This is a genomic window from Frigoribacterium sp. SL97 (assembly GCF_026625765.1).
Classification (GTDB): domain Bacteria; phylum Actinomycetota; class Actinomycetes; order Actinomycetales; family Microbacteriaceae; genus Frigoribacterium.
Genome location: NZ_CP113062.1, coordinates 1,386,610 through 1,400,112, shown reverse-complemented (window position 1 = coordinate 1,400,112; position 13,503 = coordinate 1,386,610). Strand labels below are relative to the sequence as shown.

Below are 13,503 nucleotides of genomic sequence, written 5' to 3'. Positions count from 1 at the left end.
TCAGTCGCGCGTGAGCTTGCGGTACGTGGCCGAACTCGGCTTCGCCGCGTCGGCGCCGAGGCGCTCGACCTTGTTCTCTTCGTACGCCTCGAAGTTGCCCTCGAACCAGTACCAGTTGGGCGTGCCGTCGTCGTTCAGGCCCTCCCACGAGAGGATGTGCGTGGCGATCCGATCGAGGAACCACCGGTCGTGTGTGATGACCACGGCGCAGCCGGGGAACTCGAGGAGCGCGTTCTCGAGGCTGCCCAGCGTCTCGACGTCGAGGTCGTTGGTGGGCTCGTCGAGCAGGAGGAGGTTGCCGCCCTGCTTGAGCGTCAGCGCCAGGTTGAGGCGGTTGCGCTCACCACCCGACAGCACGCCGGCCTTCTTCTGCTGGTCGGGACCCTTGAAGCCGAACTGCGACACGTAGGCCCGCGACGGGATCTCGGTCTTGCCGACCTGGATGTAGTCGTGCCCCTCGGAGACGACCTCCCACAGGTTCTTGTTGGGGTCGATGCCGCCACGGCTCTGGTCGACGTACGAGATGTCGACCGTCTCGCCGACCTTGAGCTCGCCACCGTCGAGCGGCTCGAGCCCGACGACCGTCTTGAAGAGGGTGGTCTTGCCGACGCCGTTCGGCCCGATGACGCCGACGATGCCGTTGCGGGGCAGCGTGAACGACAGGTCGTCGATGAGCACACGCTCGCCGAACGACTTGTGGAGCTTCTTGGCGTCGATGACCTGTGAGCCGAGACGCGGGCCCACGGGGATCACGATCTCTTCGAAGTCCAAGGTGCGCGTGCGCTCGGCCTCGTTCGCCATCTCTTCGTAGCGCGCCAGACGTGCCTTCGACTTCGCCTGACGGCCCTTGGCGTTGCTCCGGACCCACTCGAGCTCGGACGCGAGGCGCTTGGCGAGCTTGGCGTCCTTCTTGCCCTGGACCTGGAGGCGCTCGCCCTTCTTCTCGAGGTAGGTCGAGTAGTTGCCCTCGTAGGGGTAGAGGCGGCCGCGGTCGACCTCGGCGATCCACTCGGCGACGTGGTCGAGGAAGTACCGGTCGTGGGTCACGGCGAGCACGGCGCCGGGGTACTTGCTGAGGTGCTGCTCGAGCCAGAGCACGCTCTCGGCGTCGAGGTGGTTGGTGGGCTCGTCGAGGAGCAGCAGGTCGGGCTTCTGCAGCAGCAGCTTGCACAGCGCGACGCGACGCTTCTCACCACCGGAGAGGTTCGCGACCTCGGCATCGCCCGGAGGCGTGCGCAGGGCCGACATGGCCTGCTCGAGCTGGGAGTCGAGGTCCCAGGCGTCGGCGGCGTCGATCTCTTCTTGGAGGGTGCCCATCTCGGCGAGCAACGCGTCGAAGTCGGCGTCGGGCTCGGCCATGGCGGCCGAGACCTCGTTGAAGCGGTCGAGCTTCTGCTTGATCGGCCCCACGCCCTCTTGCACGTTCTCGAGGACGGTCTTGGTCTCGTCGAGTTCGGGCTCTTGCATCAGGATGCCGACCGAGTAGCCGGGGCTGAGCTTCGCCTCGCCGTTGCTGGGGGTGTCGAGCCCCGCCATGATCTTGAGGATCGTCGACTTGCCGGCGCCGTTCGGCCCCACGACACCGATCTTCGCCCCCGGGATGAACGACATGGTGACGTCGTCGAGGATCAGCTTGTCGCCGACCGCCTTGCGGGCGCGCACCATCGAGTAAATGTATTCGGCCATGGCAGCGAGTCTATCGGGCGGGGCCCCGCCCCCGACGTCACCAGTCGATGGCTCGGGTCGACCCGACGAGGCAGGCGCCCGTGCCGAGGACCGGCGCCGTCTGGCTGCTGTAGCCCGCGCCCGAGACCTGCCCGATCAGGCAGTCCTGACCCCAGAGCACCGAGAACTGCACGCTGTCGGCGTCGCGGCCGATCGAGGTCGTGTCGGCGGTGACCTGCATCGTCGACTTGTCGAAGCCTGCGGCCACCAGCGCGTCGACGACGGCGCGCCCACCCGGGCGGGCGTTCGCCGCGACGGTCGCGGCGTTCACCTCGTCGAAGTGGGCCAGCGCCTCGGCCGTCGTGGACGTGGAGGAGAACGGCGGGGCGTCCGTCGACGGGGCGACGGACGACGTCGTCGGTGACGGCTCGGGCGACGAGGTGCACCCCACGAGGGGGATCGCCACGGCCAGCACGATCGCGGCGATCGCCAGGCCGCGTGGAGGTCTCGAACCGGTCACGGGGGCCCTTCGTCGCTGGCGGCGGCCGCGGGTCGGCGAGCCGTGAGGAGTCTACGGCGTGCCGACCCACGGGCCCGGGACACGGGCGTCACCGGGGTGGTCAGAACGGGGCCGCCACCTCGTCCGCGCCGACGGCCGCGGGAGCACCCCAGTCCGCGCCGTCGTCGGGGACCGCCACCCGGTCGGGGTCCGACGACGCATCCGTCGCCGCACCGTCCGAGGGGCCTCCGTGACCGGTTCCGTGGTCCGCCTCCGTCTCGGGTGCCGAGCCGCTCTCGTCGGAGGCGACGGTCGGATCGCCCCCGCCCGCGGCCGGGGAGGAGCCCGCCGTGGCGGACGAAGCGGACGCCACCCGCCGTTCGAAGGTCGACCTGCCCCAGACGAGGTCGTGACCGACCGCGTCCGCGTCGACCTCCACCGTCATGCCGCTGCGCTCGCCCGACTCCCACGCGCGGATGCGGACGCGCCCCGTGACCACGACCCGCTGCCCCTTGCGGAGGCTGGCCAGCACGTTGTCGGCGAGCTGACGGAAGCACGTCACGGTGTACCAGTTGGTCTCGCCGTCGACCCACTCGCCCTTGACGCGGTCGTACCGTCGCTGCGTCGAGGCGAGTCGGAAGCTCGTGATGGAGAGGCCGGTCTGCGTGACGAGGGCCCGGGGGTCGGTCGCGATGATCCCTGTGAGGGTGATGGTGTCTGTCATGACGGGAGTCTCGCGGGGGCGAGGGACCCCCGGGACGGCACCCGCGCCTCCTTGTGGAGAAGGAGGCGCGGGGGCCGCCCGGGGGACGACACGACGACAGGTCGTCCGGGGACGACCGGGGACGATCGGGCCTCAGTGTTCGTGGAACTCCGGGTAGTCGGCGCCGGGCCCCAACGCCGCGAACAGGGCGCTCTTGGCCACGGCCAGGCTCGGGTAGACGCCGCCGTCGGCTCCCTTCGCGGACAGACGCACCGTGAAGCCGTCGTCTGTCCGCAGGATGGTCCCGACCGCGCCTGCCGGGCCCACGGCCACCCAGGTCTGTCGGTGCAAGGTGTTCTGGTCACTCATCGTCGAGCGCCCCTTTCCTCTTTCTCGGTCGGTCACACCGGGCGGCGTGACCCGTCTACGAGGCGAGCACGTACTTCGCGTACGACTTGCGGATCTTGGTGACCTTCGGCAGCGCGACGGCGGTGCAGTAGCCCTGGCCGGGGTTCTTGGCGAAGAAGTCCTGGTGGTGCTCCTCGGCGTCGTACCAGGTGGACAGCGGCTCGATCGTCGTGACGACACCGCCGCCCCAGGCCTCGGAGGCGCGGTCACGGGCCGCCTGGAAGAGCGCCTCCTGGTCGTGGTCGGCGGCGAACATCGCCGAGCGGTACTGGGTGCCGACGTCGGCGCCCTGCCGGTTCAGCTGACGCGGGTCGTGCAGGGTGAAGAAGACGTCGAGGACGACGTCGGCGGGGAGCTTCTCGGGGTCGAAGCCGACCGCGACGGCCTCGGCGTGACCCGTGCGGCCCGTGCAGACGTCGTCGTAGCTCGGCCGCTCGGTGTCTCCGCCGGTGTAACCCGAGACCACCTCGGTGACGCCGTCGAGGGTGCGGTAGACCGCGTCGAGGCACCAGAAGCACCCACCGGCCAGAACGAACGTCGTCATGCCCGTGAACCTACTCCCGAGCCGAGGGCCCGCCCTAGGCTGACCGCATGAGATCACCTTTCACGCCCTACGTCGCCGACGACGCACGGTACTCACGACTCGACTACGTCCGTACCGGCCGCAGCGGACTCCGGCTGCCCCGCATCTCCCTCGGCTTCTGGAACAACTTCGGCTCGGACCGGGGCCTCGAGACGCAGCGCGACATCGTGCTGCGCGCGTTCGACCGGGGGGTCACCCACTTCGACCTGGCGAACAACTACGGCCCGCCCTACGGCTCGGCCGAAGAACAGTTCGGTCGCATCGCCGCGGCGAACCTGCGCCCCTACCGCGACGAGATCGTGGTCTCGTCGAAGGCGGGCTACGACATGACCCCCGGGCCGTACGGCGACGGGGGGTCGCGCAAGTACCTGCTCAACTCGCTCGAGGCCAGCCTCGGGCGGCTCGGCATGGACCACGTCGACATCTTCTACTCGCACCGCCCCGACCCCGAGACCCCGATCGACGAGACGATGGGGGCGCTCGCGACGGCCGTCCGGCAGGGCAAGGCGCTCTACGCCGGCATCTCCAACTACGACCCGGCGCAGACCGAGGCCGCGATCGACGCCCTGGCCGCCGAGGGCGTGCCCCTGCTGATCCACCAGCCGCGGTACAACATGTTCGACCGCCGGCCCGAGCGAGGGCTCTTCGACACCCTCCTGACCCGCGGCGTCGGTTCGATCGTGTTCTCGCCCCTGGCCGGGGGCCTCCTGACGAACCGCTACCTCTCGGGCAGTGCTCCCGCGGGTTCGCGCGCTGCCGAGGGCCGGTGGTTCTCCGAGAACGCCCTCGACGAGACCTACCTCTCCCGCGTCCGCGGCCTGAACGAGATCGCGGAGGCGCGGGGCCAGTCGCTCGCGCAGCTCTCGCTCACCTGGGTGCTGCGCCAACCCGCCGTGACCAGCGCCCTCATCGGCGCCTCGTCGGTGGCCCAGCTGGACGACAGCCTCGACGCGCTCGACGGTGCCGAGCTGACCGAGGACGAGCTCGCGGCGATCGAGCCGCTGGCGGTCGACGGCACCGGCCGCTGACCGGACGGCGCGGTGCCGACGGGGCACCGCGCCCTCCAGGCGTCCGACGCGTCCGACGTGTCCGAGGTGTCCGAGGTGTCCGACGTCGATGTCGGTGGTCGCCCCTAGCGTCAGGGGTGTTCTCGACAGCATCGGCCGGATGACCTCAGGAGCACCTCATGACCAGCAGCACCCTCGACCACGCGATCGTCCCGCCTGCGCCGCACGCTCACGCGGGCGTTCCCCTCCCCTCCCTGCGCTCGACCCGGGGCGGCCTACAGCTCGTCCAGGTGCACGACGACCTCGCCCGGGTGACCCGACCCGGTGGCGAGATCGTGGGCTACGTCGAGCGCTTCGACGACCCGCAGGGTGATCGCTACCGCGCCAAGCGGTTCCTGCCCCGTCAGCGTCGGTTCGTCGAGATCGGCGAGTTCTGGAGTCGCGACGACGCCACCGACTGCTTCCGGTTCGCCTGATCCCGACGCCTCCGCCGGAGCACCGTGACGGCGTCCCCGACGGCGGGCTCGACAGCATGTCGCAGCCATGCAACCTTCGACCTCGGCTGTAGTGTTCGCCCCATGCAGTGGTGGAACGATCTCGTCGAATGGCTCTCTTCGGACAACGGGTGGCGTGTCGTCACCGATGCGGTGATCCCCTTCGTCGCCATCGTCGTGGCAGGCATCGTCGCAGCCCTCATCGGCCGGGCGAGCACGCGGCGGGTCGTGTCGTTGCACGAGGACGAGGCGAAAGCGGCGGCGGTCGCGGCCCTCGTCTCGGCGGCCCGCAAGGGTGCCGTCTACAGCTCGCTCGGAGTCGAGGAGCGCGCCTATGCCGATCACCTCGGCCACGAAGCCGACGTCCGACTGCGGCTGTCGCCCGCGACCGGCAGCACCCTCGCCGCCGACTGGGCGGCTCACGAACTGGCCGAGATCAAGCGCAATTCGGCGTCCTTCAGCTTCCAGTCCGAGCAGACGCTGGGTGAACTCCGCGACCGCCTCGTCGAGTGGCAGAACCGCCCCGGGCGGGCCAAGAAGCTCTTCCGCGACGATCTCGCCCGCTGGAAGTACGAAGAAGCCGACGTCGACCGAGACACGGCCGCGAAGCAGAAGGCCTGGGAGGCCGAGCAGCGGGCTGCGGCGGCGACCGAGCAGCGTCGTGCCGAGGCCTCCGCGCCTTCGGGTGCCGCACCCTCGGCAGCGCTCCGCCCCGCGGCCCTCGACGATGCCCCGATTCGCGGTGGCGACGAGGCCTACCGGGCACCGACGGCTCCCGCCCCGCTGGCCGGACCATCGCCGGTGTCCGCGCCCGAGGCACCGGCGGTCACGCCGGGTGACGCGAGCCACGACGACACCCGCGACGATGCGATGGACGACGAGCGTTTCGAGCAGCCGGTCAGTGCGAGCCAGGTCCGACGCCGGACGACACCCGAACGCGCGGACGACTGACCCGGCGAACGAACGACCACGCGCCCCCGACCTCGGTCGGGGGCGCGTCGTCGTGCGGGGGGGGTGTCGCGTGGTGCCCCCGGCAGCCAGCGTCATCAACACCGTGAACCTGCGACCAAGAGATGAGAAGCACCGCGTAGATCATGGGCTGCGTGGTGCCCCCGGCAGGAATCGAACCTGCGACCAAGAGACGAGAAGCACCGCGTAGATCATGGGTGGCGTGGTGCCCCCGGCAGGAATCGAACCTGCGACCAAGAGATTAGAAGGCTCCTGCTCTATCCGCTGAGCTACGGGGGCGAACCCGACCACGATACCGTGCCCGCTCCTCCGTCCCGGTAGCGGTCCAGCCACGCTCCGCACCGCGTTTCGTGCACCGCGCCCCGACTAGTCGCGGTGCGGTGCACGAAACGCGGTGTCTCGCGCGCCCCGGAGGTGCGGGACGGCCGGGCGGAGCGGTGGCGACGTCCGGTCGGTCAGCTGGTCAGGTCGTACAGCGTGACCCCGTCGACCTCGGTCGAGGAGAAGTTCGCCTCGACCCAGGCCGCGATCTCGCTCGAGGAGGAGCTGCCGCCGTTCGACTGCCCGACGGTACCTCCGACGAACCAGTGGATCTGCCCGTCGGCGACGTACTGCTCGAACTGCGCGAGGGTCGGTGACGGGTCGCTGCCGTTGAACCCCCCGACCGCCATGACCGGGTCGCCCGTCGCGAGCTGGTAGCCCGCCGCGCTGTTCGACCCGACGGCCGCGGCGACCCAGGTGTACCGGTCCGCGTCCGCACCGACCACGGCAGCGAGCTCGTCGCTGACCGAGCCCGAGCCGAGCAGCGAGCCGGCTCCGCCCCCGCCACCGGGGAGTCCGCGCGTGGCCGTACCCGCGCCTCCTGCGGTTCCGGCCCCGGTGCCGGTGCCGGTGCCCGCTCCCCCGCCGGTGCCGCCCGGCAGCTGCGGGGGCGTTCCGCCAGCCGCGCCACCGGGCCCGCCACCAGCGGCCCCGCCGCGACCGCCGAAGCCGCCCGCGCCGCCCGCGCCACCACCGCCGAACCCGCCCGTGCCGCCCGACACGGTCGGCCCGGCCGTGACGATCGAACCGGTGTGGGCCGTCGACACGGTCTCGACCGAGTAGGCCGCCGGAGCCAGCAGGCCGCCCGTGAGCAGCACGGCGAGGGTCGCCGCCGTGAGCGCTCGGCCCCGTCGCGGCAGCAGCACGAGCACGGCGCCCACGACGGCGAGCGTGACGACGACGTACCGGAGCCACGGCTGCCAGGACTCCGCCCGACCGAGCAGCACCCAGGCCCAGACGCCCGTGAGCAGAGCCGACGCCGCCAGCACGATCCGCACCCACGACCGGGCCCGTCGTCGCCACAACACGTCGGCCGCAGCCCCGAGGGTGACCGCGATGGCCGGGGCGAGCGCCACCGTGTAGTACGCGTGGAAGATGCCCGACATGAAGCTGAAGACGAGGGCGGTCAGCACCGTCCAGCCCCCGAACAGCAGCAGGGTCGCCCGACGGGCCGAGGTCCGGTGTCGCCAGCCGAGCAGCACGAGTGCCGAGACGCCGATCACGAGGGCGGCGGGAAGCAACCAGGTGATCTGGCCCCCGAACTCGCCCGTGAAGAGCCGGGTGATGCCGGTCTCGCCCCACATGCCTGTCGTGGCGGCACCGGTGCCGCCGCCCCCGCCCGTCACGCTGCCGGTCTCGTCACCCGTGAGCCGTCCGAGGCCGTTGTAGCCGAAGGTCAACTCGAGGAACGAGTTGGTCTGCGAGCCGCCGACGTACGGCCGCATGCGCGCGGGCACCAGCTCGACGAGGGCGACCCACCAGCCGGCCGACACCACGACCGCACCGAGCGCGGCCAGCAGGTGCAGCACCCGCTTGCGCAGCAGGACGGGCGCCGCGACGAGGTACACCCCGGCCAGTACGGGCAGGATGACGAACGCCTGCAGTTGCTTGGTCAGGAAGCCGAAGCCGATCGCCACGCCGGCCCAGACGACCCAGCGGACGCGGCCCGTCTCGACGCCGCGCAGCGTCAGGTACGTGGCGAGGGTCAGCAGCAGCACGAGCAGCGCGTCGGGGTTGTTGAAGCGGAACATCAACACGGCGACCGGGGTCAGGGCGAGGACTCCACCGGCGACGAACGCGGCGACGCCCGAGAAGTGCCGCCGCACCGTGGCCCAGACGAGTCCGACGGTCGCGACGCCCATCAGGGCCTCGGGCAGCAGGATGCTGAACGACGACAGTCCGAACACCCGGACCGACAACGCCATGACCCACAGGCTCGCGGGCGGCTTGTCGACCGTGATCGAGTTCGCGGCGTCGGACGAGCCGTAGAGGAACGCCTCCCAGTTCTGCGAACCGGCCTGCACCGCGGCCGAGTAGAACGAATTCGCCCAGCCGTTCGCCGACAGGTTCACCAGGTAGAGAGCCCCCGTGGCGACCAGCAGCGCGAGGAACGCCGGTCGCTCCCACCGTGCCGCGTCCTCACGCCCGCGCACCAGGCGACGAGCGAGCGGACGGAGGCGCGGGCCGGCCGACCCGGACGGCGAGCGTCGATCGGTCAGCGGCACCGGCGTCGTCCCGGCGCTCATCGACCGACCACCGTGACGTCGTCGTCGCCGGCCACGGCGGCGACGCGGGTGGCGAGGTCGGACACGGGGTCGGCGACACCGACCCGCTCGTCGGCCGGTCCCGGCGTCACGTGCGTCGCCTCCGACCGGAACACCCAGACGCGCAGGAGCACGAAGCGCAGGACGGTCGCGACGAGGTTCGCGGCCGTCAAGACCAGCAGCTCGGCCTGCGCGTCGGCCGCGGGAGCCGCGGCGTGCAGCACGACGAGCGACCCCGAGGTCAGCGCCCAGGCGAGGACGAAGACCATCAGCCCTTGCAGTTGGTGTCGCGCCACGCCCGACGCCCCCCGTACCCCGAACGTGAACCGCCGGTTGGCGGCCGTGTTGACCACGGCCGTGACGAGCAACGACACGAAATTCGCCGCCTGGGCCGGCATCACCTGCTGCGCGCCGAGGTAGAGCAGCGCGTACGCGGCGGTCGAGGCGACCCCGACGACGCCGAACCGCACGACCTGCGAGAAGAACGTCGGAGGCGCGGGCGGCTCGAACGGACGCCTCCCGATCGCGTCGTACACCGCCTGGACCGGGATCGCGCCCCGGGCGATGCCCGTGCCCACGCGCAGCATCCCCTTGAGGTCGGCGGCGGCCGTGGAGACGATGTCGACCGAGCTGTCGGGGTCGTCGACCCAGTCGACCGGCACCTCGTGGATGCGCAGGCCCGAGCGCTCGGCGAGGATCAGCAGTTCGGTGTCGAAGAACCACCCGGTGTCCTCGACGAGGGGCAGCAGTCGCTCGGCGGCCTCGCGCCGGATCGCCTTGAAGCCGCACTGGGCGTCGCTGAACCCGACCCCCATCGTGCGACGCAGCAGGAAGTTGTAGCTGCGCGAGACGAATTCCCGCGTGCCGCCGCGCACGACCCGCGACGACCGGCTCAACCGGGTGCCGATCGCGAGGTCGGAGTGGCCGGAGAGCAACGGTGCGACGAGCGGACCGAGCGCAGAGAGGTCGGTGGAGAGGTCTTCGTCGAGGTAGACCAGCACGTCGGCGGGCGAGGCCGCCCAGACCTGCTTGAGGGCACGGCCTCGGCCCTTCTCGGCGAGGTGGACGGCGGTCACGCACCGCAGGCGTCGGGCGAGGTCGTCGGCGAGGGCCGGCGTGCCGTCGGTGCTGGCGTTGTCGGCCACGGTGATGCGCCAGGTCTCGGTGACGTGGCGGGTCAGATGGTCATGGAGGCTCGTGATGCTGGCCTCGAGGGTGGCAGCCTCGTCGAAGACGGGCACCACGATGTCGAGACGCAGGATGTCGGTGTCAGGCATGGGACCACGATCGGTCGCCACGCCATCAGCGGCCTCGCATCAGTCGATGGCGACGCCGCGGAGATCCTATGAGCCTCCCATGACGGGGGTCCCGCGATCAGATCGCGAGGGACAGGGCCCCGAGCAGGCGGTCCAACGTCGGCACGCCCGGTGAGCGGAAGACCACCTCGCCGTCGTCCCGCGTGACCACGATGGTGGGCGTGCTGCGGACGTCGCGCCGTTCGGCGTCGGCGGGCCGGGCGGCGACGTCGGCCTCGTCGACGACGAGCGAGGGCACGAGGCCTTTCGCCTCGGCGACGACCGCCCTGGCCGCGTGGCAGGGACCGCAGAAGGCCGACGTGTAGAGCTCGAGCATCATGCCGGGGACAACGAGGAGGCGCGGGGGAATCTTCCCCCGCGCCTCCTGCGGTCTGGTGAGTCGGTGCGGCCGAGGCCGCCGACGTCAGTTGTCGCGGTCGTCGTTTCGGTCTTCCGGGTCGACGACGGGGTCGCTGTCCTTCGCGTCGAGCGAGTAGTGGACCTGCAGTTGTTCGCCGACCATCTTGGCCTCGGTGGCGGTGTAGACGATGCCGGTCTCCATGCCGTCGACCAACACGAAATCGGTGATCTGCTCGTCGTACGAGCCGTCGGTGCTGATGCGGGTGTCGGTGGAGCCGTCGCTCGGACCGCCGTCGAAGAAGACGACGTACTCGGAACCCTCGGCCACGGTGGGCTTGCTGTCTGTCATGTCCACAGGTCTACCAGGAGGCACGGAGTCGGCGCCCAGCTTCGTTAGGCGAAACCGCATAGCCAAGCTATATAGCTTGGCTATACACTTGAGGGATGACTCCCCAGCCGACAGACATCTTGGAGTCCCTCCTGACGTCGACCCATCGCCTGACGCGCATCGCCGCGCAGGAGACCGGCCGCACCACCTCACCCGCCGTGTGGCGCACGCTCTCGATCCTGACGACCGACGGCGAGCTCCGCGTCGGAGACCTCGCCCGGGCCAGCCGCGTGTCGCAGCCCACCATGACCAAGCTCCTCCGGGGCCTCGCCGAGGACGAGCTCGTCAAGCGCATCGCCGACACCGACGACTCCCGGGCGTGGCTCATCGCCATCACCGACAAGGGCACGGCGGCGCTCGTCGAGTGGCGGGGGCAACTCGCCGACTCGCTCGGCGGCCTCTTCGCCGACCTGGACGACGACGAGTGGGCCGTGCTCGAGCACGCCACCCGCCTCCTGGCGTCACGGGTCGGCCATCGCGCCGCCGGCCACGCCGACGTCCACTCCGACGCCGAGGCGGTGTTCGCGTGAGCGCCTCTGCCTCGAGCCCTTCTTCCTCGTCCGGCGCCGCGCACGGTGCCGGGCCGAGCATCCTGAAGCAGCCGACCGCCGTGTGGGCCATCGCCTTCGCCTGCGTCGTCGCCTTCATGGGCATCGGGCTCGTCGACCCGATCCTCCCCGCCATCGCCGAGTCGCTGAAGGCCAGCCCGACCCAGACCGAACTGCTCTTCACGAGCTACCTCGCCGTCACGGGCGTGGCGATGTTCTTCACCAGCTGGGTGTCGAGTCGACTCGGCGCCAAGCGCACCCTGCTGATCGGGCTCGCCCTGATCGTGCTCTTCGCCCTGCTCGCCGCCACCAGTGGCGACGTCTGGTCGATCATCGGCTTCCGTGCCGGCTGGGGGCTCGGCAACGCCCTGTTCATCTCGACCGCCCTCGCGACGATCGTGGGCGCGGCATCCGGCGGCACGGCCTCGGCGATCATCCTCTACGAGGCGGCCCTCGGACTCGGCATCGCCATCGGCCCCCTGATCGGCGGCCTGCTCGGCTCGGTCAGCTGGCGCGGCCCGTTCTTCGGCGTCACCACCCTGATGGCGATCGCCTTCATCGCGATCGTGCTGTTCCTCAAGGGCGACGCCATGGAGAAACCCACGCCCACGACGCTGTCGGCCCCGTTCCGCGCCCTGGGTCGCCCGGCCCTCGGCGCCCTCGCGGCGACCGCCCTCTTCTACAACATCGGATTCTTCGTCCTGCTCGCGTACACGCCGTATCCGCTGGGCTTCGGGGCTCTCGGCATCGGGTTCACCTTCTTCGGCTGGGGCGTCGGCCTCGCGATCACCTCGGTCTGGGTCGCCCCGCTGCTGACCGCACGCCTGCGTCGGACGACCGTGCTGCGCATCGCACTCCCCCTGCTCGCGCTCGACCTCGTCGCCGCCGCGGTCGTCGTCCGGACGCCGGCCGCCCTCGTGGTCTGCGTGGTGGTCGGCGGCCTGGTGCTCGGCGTGCTCAACACGGTGCTGACCGAGTCCGTCATGGAGGCGACCGACCTGCCCCGCTCGGTGGCGTCCAGCGCCTACTCGGGCGTGCGCTTCCTCGGCGGCGCCGTGGCCCCGCCCGTCGCGACGCTGCTCGCCGACACCATCGATCCGAGTGCCGCCTACGTGTTCGCCGCCGCGAGCGTCGCCGTCGCCTTCGTCGTCGTGGTCGCCGCCCGCGGGGCCCTGCGCCGCGTCGACGACGGCCCCGAACCGGCTCGTGTCGAAGCCGAGGCCATCGGAGCCGGCGAGGCGATCTGACCGGACCGCACCGCGCCTCCTGCCCTGGTCCCGTGCAGGAGGCGCGGTGCCGGAAGGGCACCGGACTAGACTCGCGGAATGGCTACGAGCAACGACCGACTGGTCTGGATCGACTGCGAGATGACCGGGCTCGACCTCTCGGTCGACGAACTGGTCGAGGTGGCCGTGGTCGTGACCGACTTCGACCTGAAGCCCGTGCACCCCGGCTTCGCCATCGTCATCAAGCCGGACCAGTCCGCCCTCGACAACATGGGCGAGTTCGTCACCGAGATGCACCGCTCGTCCGGCCTCATCGACGAGATCCCGGACGGCGTCAGCCTCGCCGAGGCCGAGTTCGAGGTGCTCGAGTACATCCTGAAGTACGTGCCCACCGAGCAGCACGCGCCCCTCGCCGGCAACACCATCGGCACGGACCGCGCCTTCCTCGCCAAGTACATGCCGCGCGTCGACGGCCACCTGCACTACCGCAGCGTCGACGTGTCCTCGATCAAGGAGCTGGCCCGCCGCTGGTTCCCCCGCGTGTACTTCAACGCTCCGCAGAAACACGGCGGACACCGGGCCCTGGCCGACATCCTCGAATCCATCCGCGAACTCGAGTACTACCGCCGTGCCGGATTCGTCGCCGACCCGGGTCCCACCACCGAGGACGTCCAGGCGATCTCGAAGGCCGTCGTGGACGAATGGGCCCCCCGGCTGTAGTAGAGTCTTCTCGTTGCGATCGCCTCGGCAGTCGACAGCATCGTCGGAAACGA

General features: G+C 70.9%; 15 protein-coding genes and 1 tRNA gene. 6 read left to right on the top strand and 10 right to left on the bottom strand.

Annotation, left to right across the window (positions count from 1 at the left end; genetic code table 11):
• From ettA to msrA, 5 genes are all read right to left on the bottom strand, one after another.
• Entirely contained in the window at positions 1 to 1,686 is a 1,686-nt protein-coding gene (gene ettA, locus OVA02_RS06720; protein WP_056048420.1) for an energy-dependent translational throttle protein EttA, read from the bottom strand.
• A 37-nt stretch (positions 1,687 to 1,723) separates the two neighbouring features.
• Complete coding sequence (locus tag OVA02_RS06715) at positions 1,724 to 2,185, bottom strand: DUF6993 domain-containing protein (protein ID WP_267659484.1); 462 nt, start codon at positions 2,183 to 2,185, stop codon at positions 1,724 to 1,726.
• Positions 2,186 to 2,285: 100 nt separating this feature from the next.
• Complete coding sequence (gene ssb / locus OVA02_RS06710) at positions 2,286 to 2,888, bottom strand: single-stranded DNA-binding protein (RefSeq protein ID WP_267659483.1); 603 nt, start codon at positions 2,886 to 2,888, stop codon at positions 2,286 to 2,288.
• A gap of 132 nt (positions 2,889 to 3,020) precedes the next feature.
• Positions 3,021 to 3,236, bottom strand: coding sequence for a methyltransferase (locus OVA02_RS06705; protein ID WP_159826943.1), 216 nt, complete (start codon positions 3,234 to 3,236; stop codon positions 3,021 to 3,023).
• A 55-nt stretch (positions 3,237 to 3,291) separates the two neighbouring features.
• On the bottom strand, positions 3,292 to 3,819 hold the full coding sequence (msrA, locus tag OVA02_RS06700; RefSeq protein WP_159826945.1) for a peptide-methionine (S)-S-oxide reductase MsrA: 528 nt from the start codon (positions 3,817 to 3,819) through the stop codon (positions 3,292 to 3,294).
• A gap of 47 nt (positions 3,820 to 3,866) precedes the next feature.
• Between msrA and OVA02_RS06695 the strand changes: the two genes are divergently transcribed.
• From OVA02_RS06695 to OVA02_RS06685, 3 genes are all read left to right on the top strand, one after another.
• A complete protein-coding gene (locus tag OVA02_RS06695; protein ID WP_267659482.1) occupies positions 3,867 to 4,886 on the top strand; it encodes an aldo/keto reductase in 1,020 nt (339 codons plus the stop codon).
• A 158-nt stretch (positions 4,887 to 5,044) separates the two neighbouring features.
• The gene (locus OVA02_RS06690; protein ID WP_236557023.1) at positions 5,045 to 5,341 is read left to right on the top strand and encodes a hypothetical protein; all 297 of its coding nucleotides are present in this window, start codon (positions 5,045 to 5,047) and stop codon (positions 5,339 to 5,341) included.
• A gap of 102 nt (positions 5,342 to 5,443) precedes the next feature.
• Positions 5,444 to 6,310 (top strand): hypothetical protein, encoded by an 867-nt coding sequence (locus OVA02_RS06685; protein WP_267659481.1) that lies wholly within the window; start codon positions 5,444 to 5,446, stop codon positions 6,308 to 6,310.
• A gap of 221 nt (positions 6,311 to 6,531) precedes the next feature.
• On the opposite strand, the gene OVA02_RS06680 is transcribed toward OVA02_RS06685, so the two are convergent.
• The 5 genes from OVA02_RS06680 to OVA02_RS06660 form a co-directional block, all read right to left on the bottom strand.
• Positions 6,532 to 6,607: transfer RNA gene (locus OVA02_RS06680), tRNA-Arg, on the bottom strand.
• A gap of 176 nt (positions 6,608 to 6,783) precedes the next feature.
• Positions 6,784 to 8,895 (bottom strand): ArnT family glycosyltransferase, encoded by a 2,112-nt coding sequence (locus OVA02_RS06675; RefSeq protein WP_267659480.1) that lies wholly within the window; start codon positions 8,893 to 8,895, stop codon positions 6,784 to 6,786.
• The gene (locus OVA02_RS06670; RefSeq protein WP_173152577.1) at positions 8,892 to 10,190 is read right to left on the bottom strand and encodes a bifunctional glycosyltransferase family 2/GtrA family protein; all 1,299 of its coding nucleotides are present in this window, start codon (positions 10,188 to 10,190) and stop codon (positions 8,892 to 8,894) included. The genes OVA02_RS06675 and OVA02_RS06670 overlap by 4 nt, the downstream gene beginning before the upstream one ends.
• A 97-nt stretch (positions 10,191 to 10,287) precedes the next feature.
• Positions 10,288 to 10,548, bottom strand: a complete 261-nt coding sequence (locus OVA02_RS06665; RefSeq protein ID WP_056048442.1) for a thioredoxin family protein — start codon at positions 10,546 to 10,548, stop codon at positions 10,288 to 10,290.
• A gap of 84 nt (positions 10,549 to 10,632) precedes the next feature.
• Positions 10,633 to 10,917, bottom strand: a complete 285-nt coding sequence (locus OVA02_RS06660; protein ID WP_157485491.1) for an oligoribonuclease — start codon at positions 10,915 to 10,917, stop codon at positions 10,633 to 10,635.
• 95 nt (positions 10,918 to 11,012) lie between these two features.
• Here OVA02_RS06660 and OVA02_RS06655 point away from each other — a divergent pair, with 95 nt between their 5' ends.
• The 3 genes from OVA02_RS06655 to orn all read left to right on the top strand — a co-directional run bounded on the left by OVA02_RS06655 (position 11,013) and on the right by orn (position 13,450).
• Positions 11,013 to 11,486, top strand: a complete 474-nt coding sequence (locus OVA02_RS06655; RefSeq protein WP_056048448.1) for a MarR family winged helix-turn-helix transcriptional regulator — start codon at positions 11,013 to 11,015, stop codon at positions 11,484 to 11,486.
• Entirely contained in the window at positions 11,483 to 12,751 is a 1,269-nt protein-coding gene (locus OVA02_RS06650; protein ID WP_420709638.1) for an MFS transporter, read from the top strand. Before OVA02_RS06655 ends, OVA02_RS06650 begins: the two co-directional genes overlap by 4 nt.
• A gap of 78 nt (positions 12,752 to 12,829) precedes the next feature.
• Complete coding sequence (gene orn / locus OVA02_RS06645) at positions 12,830 to 13,450, top strand: oligoribonuclease (protein WP_056048454.1); 621 nt, start codon at positions 12,830 to 12,832, stop codon at positions 13,448 to 13,450.
• The last annotated feature ends 53 nt before the right edge of the window (positions 13,451 to 13,503 follow it).

What these genes read in the sequence shown, in the direction of transcription:
- ettA (WP_056048420.1), bottom strand. Translation starts at nt 1,686, where the DNA reads ATGGCCGAATACATTTACTCGATGGTGCGCGCCCGCAAGGCGGTCGGC.
- ssb (WP_267659483.1), bottom strand. Translation starts at nt 2,888, where the DNA reads ATGACAGACACCATCACCCTCACAGGGATCATCGCGACCGACCCCCGG.
- OVA02_RS06705 (WP_159826943.1), bottom strand. Translation starts at nt 3,236, where the DNA reads ATGAGTGACCAGAACACCTTGCACCGACAGACCTGGGTGGCCGTGGGC.
- msrA (WP_159826945.1), bottom strand. Translation starts at nt 3,819, where the DNA reads ATGACGACGTTCGTTCTGGCCGGTGGGTGCTTCTGGTGCCTCGACGCG.
- OVA02_RS06695 (WP_267659482.1), top strand. Translation starts at nt 3,867, where the DNA reads ATGAGATCACCTTTCACGCCCTACGTCGCCGACGACGCACGGTACTCA.
- OVA02_RS06690 (WP_236557023.1), top strand. Translation starts at nt 5,045, where the DNA reads ATGACCAGCAGCACCCTCGACCACGCGATCGTCCCGCCTGCGCCGCAC.
- OVA02_RS06685 (WP_267659481.1), top strand. Translation starts at nt 5,444, where the DNA reads ATGCAGTGGTGGAACGATCTCGTCGAATGGCTCTCTTCGGACAACGGG.
- OVA02_RS06675 (WP_267659480.1), bottom strand. Translation starts at nt 8,895, where the DNA reads ATGAGCGCCGGGACGACGCCGGTGCCGCTGACCGATCGACGCTCGCCG.
- OVA02_RS06670 (WP_173152577.1), bottom strand. Translation starts at nt 10,190, where the DNA reads ATGCCTGACACCGACATCCTGCGTCTCGACATCGTGGTGCCCGTCTTC.
- OVA02_RS06665 (WP_056048442.1), bottom strand. Translation starts at nt 10,548, where the DNA reads ATGATGCTCGAGCTCTACACGTCGGCCTTCTGCGGTCCCTGCCACGCG.
- OVA02_RS06660 (WP_157485491.1), bottom strand. Translation starts at nt 10,917, where the DNA reads ATGACAGACAGCAAGCCCACCGTGGCCGAGGGTTCCGAGTACGTCGTC.
- OVA02_RS06655 (WP_056048448.1), top strand. Translation starts at nt 11,013, where the DNA reads ATGACTCCCCAGCCGACAGACATCTTGGAGTCCCTCCTGACGTCGACC.
- orn (WP_056048454.1), top strand. Translation starts at nt 12,830, where the DNA reads ATGGCTACGAGCAACGACCGACTGGTCTGGATCGACTGCGAGATGACC.